We start from the raw sequence: 14,429 nt of genomic DNA, 5'->3' as shown, positions 1-14,429 counted from the left end.
GTTAAATGATCTGGGGGAAGAAGAGGGGATCCGAAATTTGCCTTTTTCAATGAAGGTAGTCGAAAACTGGGGCAGCTATGAGCGAAGCAGTGCAGCACTACCTTGAGCGTCTGGAGTCGCAAATACAGGAGCTAAAAGCTGCCATCGAGCGGATGCCCGAGCAGGTGGTGGCTGTTCTCCTGGCTACCCAGGAAGCCAAAAAAAACACCCCCGCCCCCTCCCGTTACAGCGTTCTAATCTCAGACTTGGTGGAAGATGGCAGCCACAACTTCCTGCTGGATGATGAACCCACCGTGGTGAGCAACCGCAGCATGGGGCATGAGCTGGCCCCCGAAGCCCAAATACAGCGCCTGAGTGCCCAGTTAACCGCTGCCTACAACCGCATTGCCGCTTTGGAAGAGCAGCTCTTGGCCCAGCGCTTGCAACACTAAACCAAACCGACAGTCGTCCGGACCGGTCTGGAAAGGCTTCAACGGGGAACAGCAGAGGGCTTGCCTTTGCGTTGCACATCCTGCATCTGGAAGCCGTGTTTGCGCAGCTCTTGATCCAGCACCAGCTCGTTTTCCACGTGATCCACAAACAACACGCCGTTGAGGTGGTCGATTTCGTGCTGGATCACCCGCGCCAGCAAATCGTCCGCTCGAAGGGTGCGGGGCCGCCCCGTTTCATCCTTAAACGAAACCACAATCCCTTCTGGGCGCACGACCTCGCAAAACACCCCCGGAATGCTTAGACAACCCTCCTGCCCGGCAACGGCCTCGCCAATGTACTCCCGGATCTCCGGGTTGATCAGCACCAGCGGTGGCACCTCCGGCTTATCGGGATAAAGATCCACCACAATCATGCGCTTGGGAATGCCAACCTGCGGAGCCGCCAGACCAATCCCATCAAAGCTGTACATGGTCTGCAGCATGTCCCGGGCAAGCTGGCGGATCTCGTCGTTGACCTGGCTGATGCGCTTGGCCGGCTGCCGCAGCACCTTGTCCCCCATGCGATAAATGTGCAGGGGCGGATGCTTCAGCTTCACTTTGGGAACAGCAACAGAAAGGGTAGCCACCATCTGGCAGATCTCACAGAATAACAACAGGTATCAGGCCTGGATCCCTATTCTACATTCAGTCCCAGTTGCGCCGAAACCACTGTTGCCTAACTCTCTTCTCCTTTTTGATTTTGAAGAGGGGGTAGGGACCTGTTTGGGATGATCATGGCTCAGGGTTGCCGTCGCCAGCCTCTGGAAGTCGTTGGGCCTGTTGGTCAATTCCCTGCTTAAAGCCCAAGGCCACCAAAATATTGGAGAGGGTGAGAAAAGCCTCTGCCCCTCCATGCAAGGGATCCACATTGGCCAGGGAAGTGCCGTAGTGCATCTGAGCGTACAGCCCTGCCGGGATGCTGACGGCCACAAAAAGCAACAACAGCCAAAATCCAACCAAAGCCAAACGTGGGATCCGGTGCAGCCGCGACAGAAAGAATAAAAAGACCAAGTAAGGGAACAGAGAGAGGGCAAATAAACTGTTCATCGCCTAGTCGGGATCCCCCTCCTGTGCAGGCTCGTCGGCTCTCTCAGCTCGCCAAATGCGGTAGGCAGCCCAAGCCAGGGTACAGTTGCCCAGCAAGGTCAAGCTGGCCTGTGCAGTGACCACCCAGTCCAACTTGGGGTCGTTGTCAAACCAGTGCCAGGTGATCGCGCACATTGCCCCCGACAAAGCAGGCAGCATCGCCCAGCTCAAACTTCGCCATTCGGGCCGGCCCACTCGCTCCCCAAATTGCCACACGAGAACAACAGCAGCGATCCACTCCAAAACACTGGCAATGTGAATCCACCAGGTGGGAAGCGAAAGGGCGTGCATCAGGCGCTGAGGGAATGACGCAGCAGTTGGCGGTAAGTGGCCTCCTGCAACAGCATTTGCTTGTGCAGTTTGACCAAAATGTCTTTGGCCTGCTCGGGGCTCATGCGAGAAACCAAGGTCTCGAAAGCCCGCTGGCGAAATTGCTGCTCCAAAGAGAGCTCTAGCGTTTCATCCATCATTATCACCTCAGGGTGCTCAGGTAGAGAGGTCTGCAAAGAGTTCCAACAGCGCAGATCTGGCCAGGTAGTGCAAGCAGGATAATACATATCTTAACAAATCGCAACAACGTGACAAGATGCCGGATCTCGACGTGCCGGGAGGGAGCTTGGCCGAGGCGAGGGCAGAGAACCTCAACCCAGTGGCAGAAAAAGTACAGGCCCGTCAAGTTGGACAAAGGTGCATTTTGGATGGGGAAGGGGGAAGATTTTCCGGCAGGGATCCCTTTACATCCTTTCACGTTGTGCGACTTAGCAAGGCTCCATGATAGAAGTGAAGTACTCTGGAGCTTTGTTGCCACCCTTGCTGATTGGTGACTTACTTTGCTTGAATTGCCATGACCATTTTTGTGGGGAACCTAAACTATAAAGCCTCAACAGAAGAACTGAAAGCTTTCTTCCAGCAGAGGTGGAACGTTAAGTCGGTTACAATCCCGATAGACCGAGAAACCGGGCAGACACGAGGCTTCGCGTTTGTGGATCTGGCAACCGAGGCCGAGGAAGATGAAGCTATTGAGAGCGCGAACGGGCAAGAATTCATGGGTCGGCCTTTGCGTTTGGATCGAGCCAGGCCCCGTCGGCAAGCTTAAGCGGAGATTGTTCAACCCTGGGTCTGCGATTCTAGACAACCAAAGGACTCCGTCCCGCTAACGCGAACGGCAAGATTTATCCCAACAGATGGGAGAGCTGCAAAGTCTCCAAGAGCGCCCAAGATGGTGAGGCTGCTACATCTTTCCGACATTCATCTGGGCAGTGGCCTTGCCTACGGCCACATTAACCCGGCCACCGGGCTGAATACCCGTTTGGAAGATTTTGTAGCTTCTTTGCGCCTATGCATTGACCATGCTCTCAACCAAGCGGTGGATCTGGTGCTGTTTGGGGGCGATGCTTTTCCCGATGCGACGCCACCCCCTCTCCATCAAGAGCTTTTTGCCCAGCAGTTTCGCCGCTTGGCCGATGCTGGGATCCCAACTGTCCTGTTGGTGGGCAACCACGATCAGTACGGGCAGGGGCAAGAGGGCAATAGCCTGGCTATCTACCGCGCTTTGGGGGTCTCAGGCTTTATTGTGGGAGACAAGCTGCAAACTCATTGGATCGAAACCCGTGGTGGCCCGGTACAAGTAACCACCTTACCCTGGCTGAATCGCTCCGCTCTGCTGGCCCAACAAGAGAGCTTGGGACTTGATGCAGAAATCCTCGCCCACCAGCTCTTGCAGCGTCTGCACCTGGCTCTAGAAGGGGAGATCCGCACCCTGCAGCCAGGGATCCCGGCGATTTTGTTGGCTCACGTCATGGTGGAGACGGCCCGCTACGGAGCAGAACGCCATCTTTCGGTGGGCAGAGGGTTTACAGTGCCCCTTTCGCTGCTGGCTCGACCTGCCTACCAATATGTTGCCTTGGGGCATGTCCACCGTCACCAGGTGCTGTGTCGGGATCCCTTGATGCTCTATCCCGGCAGCATTGAGCGGGTGGATTTTGGCGAAGAAAAAGAAGAAAAAGGCTGTGTGCTGGTGGAAGTCACCCCTACGGGGGCCAGCTATGAATTTTTGCCCCTGCCAACCCGTACCTTTCACACCATTCGCCTGGATCTGAGCGCAGATCCACCCCAGCAGGCGCAGTCCAAGCTGCTGGCCGCCATCGCCAAGGCCCCCGTGGCCGGCTCCATCCTGCGGTTGATCTACCGCATACGGCCCGACCAGCTAGAGTGCATTGATGAGCGGGCTCTGCACAACGCTCTTGCCCCTGCTTTTAGCTACACCATCGCCCCAGAAGTGGTCAGCCCCAGCCGCATCCGTCTGCCGGGATGGGATCCCAGCCGACTTGAGCCCCTGACGGCTCTGGAGCAGTATTTGGCCAACCGCAGCGATCTGGCCCCCTTGCACAACGATTTGCTGGCCGCCGCCCGTCAGTTGTTGGAGGAATATGCGGATCCCTTGCAGGACTGGGATCCCAACTGGGAGGAGCCGGGAGCTTCAAGCCCTGCCTCAGCAGAAGAGGAGCAGTTGCCTTTGTTTTGAGATGCTCCCTTTGTCGCCTCAGGGTTCGTAGGGGTGGGGATTGGGGATCCCTGTACGAAGAAATCAGGACAGGAGTGCTCGCCAAAGCTGCGGGCTCCTCAAGTTTCAAGTGATCTGAATCACTTCGAAATGGCAAAAAGCAACACAAACTGGGAATCGGGTTGAAGACGTTGGCAACGACGGCATCAGCTCACTCACAGGGAACTGACTCAGACTGGTAGACCTCACACTGCCAGTCTTTTTTTGTTTAGGGCCTGGGGGCTGTGAAGTCGCAGCGAGCGGGGGATCCCTTTCATAATCATTCACAAGATTCTTATCTTTATCTCCATAGAGGTCTGTTATCAAAAGACAAATAACCATCTGTTCTCGGCAAAGGCTACCAATTTGGTAAGTAGCCGTCAAGTGTTCCGAGTGTATAGAAGGTTGGTTCTTGGAGCATTTATTTTCTTGCAACAAGGGGTAATCTGTAGGAACGGCATACCTTGAGGAAGTAGGTTCTATGAACAGCATACTTTGGTTTCTCCTAATCGGAGCCCTAGCAGGTTGGCTGGCAGGAAATATCCGACGCGGCTATGGCTTTGGCTTGATAGGCAACATAATTGTTGGTGTTTGCGGGGCATTTTTTGGAGGATTCCTCTTCGATTTACTTGGCCTGTCGGCTACGGGCCTGTTGGGAAGCTTGTTGATGGCCACGATTGGGGCTTTGGTTTTGTTGGCGTTAATTAGCTTTGTTCGTCGGGCTTGATCTTTAAGATGGCCCGCAAGGGCTTGTGTTTCCGTTGGGATCTTGATCGAACATTTACCGGAGAATTTTTATGAGCATTCGTGTTCTTTCGGCAGCGATGATTGGCTTAGCCATCCCCAGCTTGGGTCTGTTGACAATGCCATCTGCTTCTGCCCAGCACTTGTTTGATTTGGGAGTGCGCCAACTGCAGCCGGGCACCATCATTCCCGTCCAAAGCTTCAAGGGAGAAGAGCCCCAGTACTTCAGCCCCAACAGCACCCACCCACTTACCCTGCGGGTGGCTCAGGACATCTACAACGGCAGCGGCCAATTGGTAATCCCAGCAGGCAGCGAGGTGCGAGGCAGCTTGCGACCGACTCAGGGAGGGGCCAGGTTCTTCGGCACGGCTTTGATTGTCAATGGGCGACTTTACTCGGTACAGATGTCTTCTGATTTGATCCACGACGAGAAAGACCCGCGCCACTATTCTGCCGAAGCGATTGCTCAAGATGCAGCCATTGGTGCTGTGGGGGGTACGGTGCTGGGCTTGCTCACAGGAGGCGTTTCTGCCTTAGGGGTCATTGGCGGAGCCGGAGCCGGAGTGGCGGTGGGCAATATCACAGCACCTCAAGTCGTGGTGTTGCGCCCTAACCAAACGATTAACTTGACCCTGAACAGTCCAGTGCGCCTGTAACCGGCCAAGTTTGATCCCAAACTTCCAGATGCAGAGAGATAAGGATCCCGGCCTAAACCGGGATCCCTTTCTGGTTTCAAGGGTTTCGTAGAAAAAACCCAGCTTCAGTGCAAGTAGGTGTAGGCCCGCAAGTTGTCTTCAAAGTGCCGTTGCAAGGCGCGGGCCTGGGATAGGCTGATCTGCCCCCGTTGTAGGGCGGCTTCGGTGGCGTGGTGGAGGGTCTCCACCAGATCTTCGCTGTTGTACTGCACCCAGCTCAGCACTTCGCCAATGGTGTCCCCCTTGATGACTTGGGAAACGTGGTAGCCGCCGGGGCGGGAGCGGATATGCACCGCGTTGGTATCGCCAAACAGGTTGTGCAGATCTCCGAGAATCTCCTGGTAAGCGCCCCCCAGAAACACCCCCAGCAGGTAGGGATGTCCGTTGGGGTCGTGCAGCGGCAAAACCGAGGTGATTTGCCCGTCTTCGCCAAAGAAGCGGTTGATCTTGCCGTCGCTGTCGCAGGTCAGATCCGCCAGGGTAGCCCATTGGCGTGGCTCCTCATCCAGACGGTGGATGGGCATGATGGGGAAGACCTGGTCGATGGCCCAGCTATCCGGCAGGGATTGGAACAGGGAGAAATTGCCGTAGTAGATGCTGGCCAGCATCTCGTCCAGATCCAGGAGATCCACCGCCACCGGATGCCCCGCTTGGTGCTGCTCGTAGGCCAAGGTGCAGATCTTGTCGGAGCAGTTCCAAAACAGGCGTTCCACCTCGGCCCGCTCCTGCAGGCTGAGGGATCCCTCGGTGAACTGACGCAGAGCAGCCTCCTTCAGCTCCTGACAACGGCGGTAATTGACCACCAGAGTATCGGGCTGGATTTGGTAGTAAAGCTGGTTTAGCTTCTGGATCACCTCCGCATCGGAAGTGAGCTGGGTGGGCATCGGGTAGGGGCTGGCAGCGTTGACATCTTGCACGTCAAACACCAGCACCGACTGGTGGGACATGAGGGCGCGTCCGCTTTCGGTCACCAGTACCGGCGGCTGGATCCCGTGGGGTTCCAGGGCGGTGAGCACGGTCTGCACCACGGTGGCGGCGTAGTCCTCCATGCTGTAGCTCTGGGAAAAAGGATTGGGGGACTGGGATCCGTCGTAATCGACCCCCAAGCCGCCGCCGATATCCAGGTAGCCCATGGGGGCCCCCAGCTTGACCAGCTCGATGTAGATTTGGCTGGCCTCCCGCACGGCCCGTCCATGCACGCTCACCATCGAGATCTGGGAGCCGATGTGGTAGTGCAACAGGCGTAGACAATGCAGCTTGCCCGCTTCCCGCAGCCGTTCCACCACTTGCAAAATCTCGGTGGCCGTGAGGCCGAACTTAGCCCGATCCCCAGCCGAGGTGCCCCAGCGTCCACTGCCCTGGGCGGAGAGCTTGGCCCGTACCCCCAAGATGGGGTCAATGCCCAGTTGGTCGGCAGCCTGCAGCGCCAGCTCCAGCTCTTGCAGCCGCTCCAAAACGATGATGGGTGTGCGCCCCAGCCGCTGGGCCAAGAGAGCCGTCTCCATAAAATCCCGGTCTTTGTAGCCGTTGCAGATCAGCAAAGCCCCGGGAGTATCCAGCAAAGCTAGGGCAATCAACAGCTCCGGCTTGGATCCCGCCTCCAGGCCAAAGTGGTAGGCACGACCGTGTTTCACCACTTCTTCTACCAGGTGGCGCTGCTGGTTCACCTTGACGGGATAGACCCCTCGATACACGTTGGGGTAGCCAAAGCGCTGGATGGCCTGCTGAAAGCTCTCGCAAATTTGCCGCATGCGGTCGGCCACGATCTCGGGAAAGCGAATCAAGAGGGGCAACTGCAGGCCCCGCGCCACCAGATCCATCACCAAGTGGTACAGGTCAATGCCCGGTTCCTGCTGCTGTAAGCCCTGTGGGGTCACCTCCACATGACCGGCGGCGTTGATACGGAAGTAGGGATCCCCCCAACCTGAGATGCGATAGAGCTTTTCGCTGTCTCGCAGTGTCCAGGGAGAACGAGTCAAAGTCGGCATAGTAGTCCCCCAGATACCGAGATGTGAACAGCGCAGGATTTCTGCACAGAATTCACAATATATTGCCCTATTCCAGAATATGTCAAGGTTTTTCCAATGCGGGGGGACTCAGGCCCAAAAACCGCTAAGCCTTGCCAGACAAGGGTTTAGCTTGAGGATCTCTATTCAACTGCCGCAGAAGTCATCTCGCTCAATCTCTTGTTTTCACTGTTTTTCTTGATTTTCCTCTTGAATTCTCCGTTTTCCGTCTCTCCTTTCTGAGCTTGGGTCGGATCCCGACTTTTGCTGGGAAGCGTAGCGAGGAATACGGGGATGGTACAGAGGGAAAGACAGCCACCTGGGGAAAGTGGGCCACGCACGGGATCCCAAGAGCTCTCGCCGGCAACCCTTGACAGGGCCCCGCCGGCAAGACAAGGATCGGGGCGGTGACCTCGGAGAACCTGAACCATGGCTCAACTGCCCCGCTTCCGTCGCCGAGAAGTGTTGCTTTCTTTATTGGCCACCGGCGCTACCTTGAGCGCCTGCCAAAGGGGATCCCGTTCTGACCAACCCAGCGGCAGGGATCCCGTTCCTGCCTCCCGCAGCCAGTCCTCCGACAAAGTTTTGCTGATCAACGGGGCCGGGGCCACCTTTCCGGCTCCTCTTTACTTGCGCTGGTTTTCCGATTACCGCCAGGTGGATCCCAAGGTGGAGATCAACTTCCAACCGGTGGGCAGCGCCGCCGGGATCCGGCAATTTATCGACCAAACGGTGGACTTTGCCGCCAGCGACGTGGCCATGACCGACGCCGAGATCGCCGAGGTGAAGCGGGGTGTGGTGATGATCCCGATGACCGCAGGCAGCATTGCCGTGGGCTACAACCTGCCGGGGATCCCTTCTGGACTCAAGCTGTCTCGACCTGTCTTGGTGAAGATCTTTCGCGGCCAAATCGATCAGTGGCGGGATCCGGAGATCCTGGCCCTGAACCCGGAGCTGACCATTCCCGATCTGCCCATCACCGTCTGCTACCGCTCCGATGGCAGCGGCACCACCGATACCTTTACCCGCCACCTGGCCGCCATCGATCCGGCTTGGGCCTCAGAAATCGGTGTTGGCATGTCGCTAGAGTGGCCGGTGGGCATTGGGGTAAAGGGCAACGAGGGCATGAGCGCCCAAATGCTCCTCAGCGAAGGGGTGATCGGCTATGTGGAGTCGGTCTATGCCCGCGAGCTGGATCTGTCGGTGGCGGCTCTGCAGAACCGCCGCGGCGAGTTTGTTCTCCCCTCACCGGAAGCCTCGGCCCTGGCCCTCAGCGAAGTTGAGCTGCCGGAAAACCTGCGAGCTTTTGTGCCGGATCCTGCCGGCTCTGGAGCCTATCCCATCGTCACCTACACCTGGATCCTGACCTACCGCCGGTACCCGGATCCCGCCATGGCCGCTGCCTTGCAAGCCGTGCTGCGTTGGGCCCTCACCGAAGGGCAATCCCTGGCCAAAACTATGGGTTACCTTCCCCTGGCTGAAACCGTTGTGGCCCGCAGCCTCGAAGCCCTGCAACTCATTCAAAGCTAGGTTCCAAAACCGCACCAATCCCGCTTGCCCGGACACAGCAGGTACGGAGATCCGTAATGGGTCCGCTTTTCAACCCCGAGAAATGGGCGGCATTCTCGCCCTGGCCAAGCGGCTGGGCCGGATAGGATCGACCCAGAAAACGGTTAAGTTACCTGCTGGACTTTCACGGATTGGCTGCCCAAGCTACTTCACACAGCCTGGCGGCGGTAACCGGAGCGACGTACTGAAGAGGAGAACAAAAAGCCGATGGGAAAAGTCGTAGGAATTGACTTGGGCACAACCAACTCGGTTGTCGCCGTAATGGAAGGGGGTGTCCCCACCGTCATCGCCAATGCTGAGGGCACTCGCACCACGCCCTCGGTGGTTGCCTTCACCAAAGATGGAGAGCGCCTGGTGGGCCAGATGGCACGCCGCCAAGCGGTGCTCAACCCGGAAAACACGTTTTACTCGGTTAAGCGGTTCATCGGTCGTAGGTACGATGAGCTGAATGCCGACTCCAAGCGGGTCTCCTACCAGGTACGGCGGGATGAGCGGGGCAATGTCAAGTTATACGCCCCCCGCCTGAACAAGGAATTTGCGCCGGAAGAGATCTCGGCCATGGTGCTGCGCAAGCTGGTGGATGACGCCAGCCGCTACCTGGGCCAGCCAGTCACCCAAGCGGTGATCACGGTTCCCGCTTACTTTAACGACTCGCAGCGGCAGGCCACCAAAGACGCGGGCCGCATTGCCGGTTTGGAAGTGCTGCGCATCATCAACGAGCCGACGGCAGCCTCTTTGGCCTACGGCTTGGACAAGCGCAACAACGAGACCATCCTCGTCTTCGACCTGGGCGGTGGCACTTTCGATGTGTCCATCTTGGAAGTGGGGGATGGCGTTTTCGAGGTGAAATCCACCAGCGGCGACACGCAGTTGGGGGGCGACGACTTCGACAAGAAGATCGTCGATTGGATGGCCGAGCAGTTCAAGCAAATGGAAGGGATCGACCTGCGGCAAGACCGGCAGGCGCTGCAACGGCTAACGGAAGCTGCGGAAAAAGCCAAGATCGAGCTGTCCAGCGTTTCCGAAACCACCATCAACCTGCCCTTCATCACTGCCACTGCCGATGGGCCCAAACACCTGGAGCTGAAGCTCTCCCGCGCTCAATTTGAACACCTCTGTGCCGACCTGCTGGAGCGCTGCAAGGGGCCGGTGGAACAAGCCCTGCGGGATGCCAAGCTCACCAAGGCCGACATCAACGAAGTGGTGCTGGTGGGGGGATCCACCCGCATTCCGGCGGTGCAGCGGCTGGTGAGGGAGCTGCTGGGCAAAGAACCCAACCAAAGTGTCAACCCCGATGAGGTGGTGGCGGTTGGGGCGGCCATCCAAGCGGGTGTGCTGGCGGGCGAAGTCAAAGACGTGCTGCTGCTGGATGTCACCCCCTTGTCCTTGGGGGTGGAAACCTTGGGCGGCGTGGCCACCAAGCTCATCCCGCGCAACACCACCATCCCCACCCGCAAGTCGGAGATCTTCTCCACTGCCGAAGATGGGCAGACCTCTGTGGAAATCCACGTGGTGCAAGGGGAGCGGGAGCTGGCCCGCGACAACAAATCTCTGGGCCGCTTCAAGCTGGACGGGATCCCGCCGGCCCCCCGCGGTGTGCCGCAGATCGAGGTCACCTTCGACATCGACGCCAACGGCATCCTCAAGGTGACGGCCAAAGACAAAGGCAGCGGCAAAGAGCAGAGCATCTCCATCACCGGCGCCTCTACTTTGGATAGCAAAGAGGTGGAGCGCATGATTGCTGAGGCAGAAAAATACGCTGCCGAAGACCGGGCCCGCCGGGAGAAAATTGAGCGCCGCAACAAGGCCGACTCGCTGGCCTACCAAGCCGAGCGGCAGTTGAAGGAGTTGGGCGACAAGATCTCCTCCAGCAAACGCAGCCAAATCGAGACTCTGGTGCGAGAACTGCGGGAGGCCATCCAGCGGGAGGACGACAGCGCCATCCAGAGCAAAGAGCGGGAGCTGCAAGAGGCTCTCTACGCCATGAGCAGCGAGCTGTATCAACAGCCGGGGGCCTCCTCTGGCCCCACTCCCGGCTCAGGGAAAACCTCCGGCGGCAGCGATGATGTGATCGATGCCGACTTCACCGAGAGCAAGTGACTGCTCAGGGATCCCTCCGTGGGCCGCGGGCCCAGGGCGGATCCCGCCCTTACTTGTAGCGCCGATAATGAGGAGGGACGGGATGGGCGATGGCGTCTAGCCCGCCTCCTCATTTTCTTCAGTAGGTCGGAGGGAAGGAGCCCTTGCCGGGGACGCCTAGCCTCGTGGTTTTCTGCCCACTCTCAGCGATTTGCCTGCGGACGCCTCCATGCAAAACTTTAAGGACTACTACAAGATTTTGGGGGTCAGCAAAACGGCCACTGCCGATGAGGTGAAACAAGCCTATCGGCGCCTAGCCCGCAAGTATCACCCAGATGTCAACCCAAATGACAAAACTGCCGAAGAGAAGTTCAAAGACATCAACGAAGCCTACGAAGTTCTCTCGGATCCCGGCAAACGCAGGCAATACGACCAATTTGGCCAATACTATCAGCAGGGCGGGTTCCGCTCCAGCCGCAATGCCTACACCGGCAGCCCCTTCAGCGAAGACTTCGGGGGGAGCGGATTTGGGGGGAGTGGCGTCGATTTCAGCCAATTTGATGATTTTCAAGACTTCATCGATCAACTGCTGGGCCGGGTGCGCAGCCAAACCACAGACCGCAGCAGTGGATTTTCGGGATCCAGCGGCAACACCAGTTACGATGCTGAGGCCACCATCCAGATCAGCATTCCAGAAGCTTTTGAGGGGGGCAAGCGCCGTCTGCGGGTGGGCGGGGATCGCACGCTAGAGGTCAATCTCCCTCCCGGCATTACCCCAGGCAAGCGGATTCGCCTGCGCGGTCAAGGCCACCCCAACCCCAACGGCGGTGCTGGTGATCTGTACCTCAAAATCGAGCTGAAAGACCACCCCTTCTATCGCCTAGAGGGATTCGACGTTTACTGCGATCTGCCCATCAGTCCCAGCGAAGCGGTTTTGGGCGCCCAGGTGGAAGTGCCCACCTTAGATGGGGTGGTGAAGCTGCGGATCCCACCTGGCATGCAGCCGGGGCGAAAGTTGCGGCTGGCGGAAAGGGGATTTCCCAAAGGCAACGGAGAACGGGGGGATTTTTACGTGGTGGTACAGATCCATTTGCCCACCCAGGTCTCTGGCGAAGAGCGAGAACTTTACGAAAAGCTGCAGCAGGTTCAATCCTACAATCCCCGCGCCGCCCTCAAGCTCTAGCAGTTAGGATGGGATCCCGCTGGAACCCGGTCGCGTCGGCGGGACAGGATCCCTATTTGCTTCTAGAGGTTCTTGACAGGAGGATCTCTGGCTCCATTGCAGTTGCCGTAGGATCCCGCGCAGCAAGGCCACCTCGGCCACGGTTAGGCCGGCCCGCTGGAACAGGGCGCGAAACTTGAGCATTTTGCGGCGGGCTGTGTGGGGGCGTAGGTAGCCAATCTGCAGCAACAGCGCTTCCAGGTGAGCGAAAAAGCCTTGCAGCAGCTCGAAGGGGGCAAGCCTTTGCGGTGAGGGCACAGGAGGAGCGGGAGAAGGGCTCTCGCAGGCAAGGGTGTACAGCTCATAGCAACAAATGGCCACGGCTTGGGCCAAGTTCAAAGAGGGATAGGTCGCATCGGTGGGGATCTGGATCTGGCGATGGCAGAGGGCCAGCTCCTCGTTGCTCAAGCCGCGATCTTCGGGGCCAAACACAAGGGCAGCAGGGCCGGCGGCCAGCAGGGCAGGGAAGGCTTGGCGAGGAGACTGAATTTGCCATTCGGGTGGGTAGGTTTGGCTGCGTCCCGTTGTCCCGAAAACTTGCACACACCCCTGCAGGGCTTCGGGCAAGGTATGCACCTTCTGGGCTTGGTGGAGCAAGTCCGCCCCATGCACGGCTGCGGTGAGCGCCTCGGCATCCAGGGGATCACATTGGGGATCCACCAGCACCCATTGCCTGAGGCCCATGTTTTTCATGATGCGAGCAACAGCGCCCAAATTGCGTGGCCCAGCCGGCTGCACCAACACAAGCCGCACCTGCGCCAGTTGTTCAGGGCCAGAGTGGGTTGACATACTCCATGCCCTAAAGAGCAAGGATTCTTGACGCTTCACAGACCGATGCCAGCAAGCTGGTCTTACTAGGACTCCGTCCCGCTGGCGCGAACAGTCTCCACATCCGTTCTAGAGTCGGGCGCTCGCCTTGGCGGCGCGGAGCGCTTTGCCCCATCCCGACTTGCTCTATGCTTCGGGAAGCATTCCCATCCCGGTCGTGGACTGTGCCACAACCGTCGCAGACCACCACCCGAGTAGCTAGGTCAAGCTTGCCCCAATGCCAGCCACACTTCGAACAGTGCTGACTGGTTGCTGCCCAGCGGTCAATGACCCGCACTTCCCTGCCGTACTTGCCCCCTTTTGCCTCGCACAAAGCGCGAAACATCCCCCACCCTTGCCTGCTAATTGCCCTGGACAGTTTGCGGTTTTTCAACATCCCACTTACATTCAGGTCTTCCAAACAAACCACTTGGTTTTCGCTGATGAGCTTGGTAGACAGCTTGTGCAGGAAGTCCAACCGCAGGTCAGCAAGGCGACGGTGCAACTTGGCCATCCTCAGCCTTGTCCGCTCCCACCGCTTTGACCCTTGGACCCGTCTGGCCAATGGCTTTTGCAACTGAGCGATGCGCCGGTACAAAGGCTCATCGTTGGGGCTGTGGTACTGAGCTCTGTTACTTACAGCGGCAACGGTTTTGATGCCCAAATCCACCCCAACGCTGGGAGACTGAGCAGGAACACGCATAGGCTCCACCTCTACGACGAAGCTAACAAAGTACCGCTCCGCGCAGTCCTTGATTACGGTTACAGAGCTTGGTTGACTTGGCAGCGGACGGCTCCAGATAGGCTGGATAGTTCCTATCTTGGCGAGATGCACACGCTCCCCTTTCAGGGAAAAGCTATTGGCCACTAAAGTCAATGACTGCTTTGATTGTTTCTTCTTGAAGTGTGGAAAACCTCCTTTGTTCTCAAAAAAACGCCGGTACACTTGGTCTAAGTGCCTCAAGGATTGCTGTAGGGCAACACTGGATACCTCCTTGAGCCATGCCACTGATTGCTTTAACCCTGTCAGCCGCTTTGACAAAGCGTTGTACCCTGGATACTTGCCAACGGCTTGGCAGTGGGCCAGGGCCTCGTTCCAGACAAACCTGACACAACCGAATACTTTGGCTAGGGCTTGCTTCTGTTGGTCTGTAGGGTAGAACCTATACCTATAGCGGGCTTGCATGGGTTGAAGTTAGGTTGGCGCGT

The 14,429-nt window shown here is 57.9% G+C and carries 15 protein-coding genes; 8 read left to right on the top strand and 7 right to left on the bottom strand.

The window, feature by feature from the left end; all coding sequences use genetic code 11:
- Nucleotides 1-77 precede the first annotated feature (77 nt).
- Nucleotides 78-431, top strand: a complete 354-nt coding sequence (locus NW816_RS07290; protein ID WP_414350209.1) for a hypothetical protein — start codon at nt 78-80, stop codon at nt 429-431.
- A 38-nt stretch (nt 432-469) separates the two neighbouring features.
- Here NW816_RS07290 and def read toward each other — a convergent pair whose 3' ends face one another.
- The 4 genes from def to NW816_RS07270 all read right to left on the bottom strand — a co-directional run bounded on the left by def (nt 470) and on the right by NW816_RS07270 (nt 2,026).
- Nucleotides 470-1,060: a peptide deformylase gene (gene def, locus NW816_RS07285; RefSeq protein WP_414350211.1), complete on the bottom strand. Its 591-nt coding sequence runs from the start codon at nt 1,058-1,060 to the stop codon at nt 470-472.
- A 142-nt stretch (nt 1,061-1,202) separates the two neighbouring features.
- The gene (locus tag NW816_RS07280) at nt 1,203-1,517 is read right to left on the bottom strand and encodes a DUF3593 domain-containing protein (protein WP_414408725.1); all 315 of its coding nucleotides are present in this window, start codon (nt 1,515-1,517) and stop codon (nt 1,203-1,205) included.
- Between the two features lie 3 nt (nt 1,518-1,520).
- Nucleotides 1,521-1,847: a DUF2499 domain-containing protein gene (locus NW816_RS07275; RefSeq protein WP_414408724.1), complete on the bottom strand. Its 327-nt coding sequence runs from the start codon at nt 1,845-1,847 to the stop codon at nt 1,521-1,523.
- Nucleotides 1,847-2,026 carry an NblA/ycf18 family protein gene (locus NW816_RS07270; RefSeq protein ID WP_238376817.1) on the bottom strand — a complete coding sequence of 60 codons (180 nt, stop codon included), beginning with the start codon at nt 2,024-2,026 and terminating at the stop codon, nt 1,847-1,849. The genes NW816_RS07275 and NW816_RS07270 overlap by 1 nt, the downstream gene beginning before the upstream one ends.
- Before the next feature lie 374 nt (nt 2,027-2,400).
- On the opposite strand from NW816_RS07270, the gene NW816_RS07265 reads away from it, so the two are divergent.
- The 4 genes from NW816_RS07265 (at nt 2,401) to NW816_RS07250 (ending at nt 5,498) form a co-directional block, all read left to right on the top strand.
- Nucleotides 2,401-2,652, top strand: a complete 252-nt coding sequence (locus NW816_RS07265; RefSeq protein WP_011434316.1) for an RNA recognition motif domain-containing protein — start codon at nt 2,401-2,403, stop codon at nt 2,650-2,652.
- Nucleotides 2,653-2,775: 123 nt separating this feature from the next.
- Nucleotides 2,776-4,080 carry a metallophosphoesterase family protein gene (locus tag NW816_RS07260; protein WP_414408723.1) on the top strand — a complete coding sequence of 435 codons (1,305 nt, stop codon included), beginning with the start codon at nt 2,776-2,778 and terminating at the stop codon, nt 4,078-4,080.
- Nucleotides 4,081-4,579: 499 nt separating this feature from the next.
- Complete coding sequence (locus NW816_RS07255) at nt 4,580-4,825, top strand: GlsB/YeaQ/YmgE family stress response membrane protein (protein WP_414357675.1); 246 nt, start codon at nt 4,580-4,582, stop codon at nt 4,823-4,825.
- 70 nt (nt 4,826-4,895) lie between these two features.
- Nucleotides 4,896-5,498 (top strand): hypothetical protein, encoded by a 603-nt coding sequence (locus NW816_RS07250; protein WP_414408722.1) that lies wholly within the window; start codon nt 4,896-4,898, stop codon nt 5,496-5,498.
- A 104-nt stretch (nt 5,499-5,602) separates the two neighbouring features.
- Here the strand turns inward: NW816_RS07250 and speA are convergent, their stop codons facing one another.
- Nucleotides 5,603-7,525 carry a biosynthetic arginine decarboxylase gene (gene speA / locus NW816_RS07245; RefSeq protein WP_414408721.1) on the bottom strand — a complete coding sequence of 641 codons (1,923 nt, stop codon included), beginning with the start codon at nt 7,523-7,525 and terminating at the stop codon, nt 5,603-5,605.
- 447 nt (nt 7,526-7,972) lie between these two features.
- Between speA and pstS the strand changes: the two genes are divergently transcribed.
- From pstS to NW816_RS07230, 3 genes are all read left to right on the top strand, one after another.
- Nucleotides 7,973-9,073 (top strand): phosphate ABC transporter substrate-binding protein PstS, encoded by a 1,101-nt coding sequence (gene pstS, locus NW816_RS07240; RefSeq protein ID WP_414408720.1) that lies wholly within the window; start codon nt 7,973-7,975, stop codon nt 9,071-9,073.
- A 246-nt stretch (nt 9,074-9,319) separates the two neighbouring features.
- Nucleotides 9,320-11,212 (top strand): molecular chaperone DnaK, encoded by a 1,893-nt coding sequence (gene dnaK / locus NW816_RS07235; RefSeq protein WP_414408719.1) that lies wholly within the window; start codon nt 9,320-9,322, stop codon nt 11,210-11,212.
- Nucleotides 11,213-11,420: 208 nt separating this feature from the next.
- A complete protein-coding gene (locus NW816_RS07230; RefSeq protein ID WP_414408718.1) occupies nt 11,421-12,374 on the top strand; it encodes a DnaJ C-terminal domain-containing protein in 954 nt (317 codons plus the stop codon).
- A gap of 3 nt (nt 12,375-12,377) precedes the next feature.
- On the opposite strand, the gene NW816_RS07225 is transcribed toward NW816_RS07230, so the two are convergent.
- A complete protein-coding gene (locus NW816_RS07225) occupies nt 12,378-13,202 on the bottom strand; it encodes an RNA methyltransferase (protein ID WP_414408717.1) in 825 nt (274 codons plus the stop codon).
- A gap of 10 nt (nt 13,203-13,212) precedes the next feature.
- Nucleotides 13,213-14,406, bottom strand: a complete 1,194-nt coding sequence (locus NW816_RS07220) for an RNA-guided endonuclease InsQ/TnpB family protein (protein WP_414374316.1) — start codon at nt 14,404-14,406, stop codon at nt 13,213-13,215.
- Between the last annotated feature and the right edge of the window lie 23 nt (nt 14,407-14,429).

Source organism: Synechococcus sp. W55.1, assembly GCF_047461655.1.
Lineage (GTDB): Bacteria > Cyanobacteriota > Cyanobacteriia > Thermostichales > Thermostichaceae > Thermostichus.
The sequence above is the reverse complement of the archived record's forward strand: the minus strand, read 5'-3'. Positions and strand labels throughout refer to the sequence as shown.

Coding starts and splice junctions, on each gene's coding strand:
- NW816_RS07290 (WP_414350209.1), top strand. CDS start 78: ATGAGCGAAGCAGTGCAGCACTACCTTGAGCGTCTGGAGTCGCAAATA.
- def (WP_414350211.1), bottom strand. CDS start 1,060: ATGGTGGCTACCCTTTCTGTTGCTGTTCCCAAAGTGAAGCTGAAGCAT.
- NW816_RS07280 (WP_414408725.1), bottom strand. CDS start 1,517: ATGAACAGTTTATTTGCCCTCTCTCTGTTCCCTTACTTGGTCTTTTTA.
- NW816_RS07275 (WP_414408724.1), bottom strand. CDS start 1,847: ATGCACGCCCTTTCGCTTCCCACCTGGTGGATTCACATTGCCAGTGTT.
- NW816_RS07270 (WP_238376817.1), bottom strand. CDS start 2,026: ATGATGGATGAAACGCTAGAGCTCTCTTTGGAGCAGCAATTTCGCCAG.
- NW816_RS07265 (WP_011434316.1), top strand. CDS start 2,401: ATGACCATTTTTGTGGGGAACCTAAACTATAAAGCCTCAACAGAAGAA.
- NW816_RS07260 (WP_414408723.1), top strand. CDS start 2,776: ATGGTGAGGCTGCTACATCTTTCCGACATTCATCTGGGCAGTGGCCTT.
- NW816_RS07255 (WP_414357675.1), top strand. CDS start 4,580: ATGAACAGCATACTTTGGTTTCTCCTAATCGGAGCCCTAGCAGGTTGG.
- NW816_RS07250 (WP_414408722.1), top strand. CDS start 4,896: ATGAGCATTCGTGTTCTTTCGGCAGCGATGATTGGCTTAGCCATCCCC.
- speA (WP_414408721.1), bottom strand. CDS start 7,525: ATGCCGACTTTGACTCGTTCTCCCTGGACACTGCGAGACAGCGAAAAG.
- pstS (WP_414408720.1), top strand. CDS start 7,973: ATGGCTCAACTGCCCCGCTTCCGTCGCCGAGAAGTGTTGCTTTCTTTA.
- dnaK (WP_414408719.1), top strand. CDS start 9,320: ATGGGAAAAGTCGTAGGAATTGACTTGGGCACAACCAACTCGGTTGTC.
- NW816_RS07230 (WP_414408718.1), top strand. CDS start 11,421: ATGCAAAACTTTAAGGACTACTACAAGATTTTGGGGGTCAGCAAAACG.
- NW816_RS07225 (WP_414408717.1), bottom strand. CDS start 13,202: ATGTCAACCCACTCTGGCCCTGAACAACTGGCGCAGGTGCGGCTTGTG.
- NW816_RS07220 (WP_414374316.1), bottom strand. CDS start 14,406: ATGCAAGCCCGCTATAGGTATAGGTTCTACCCTACAGACCAACAGAAG.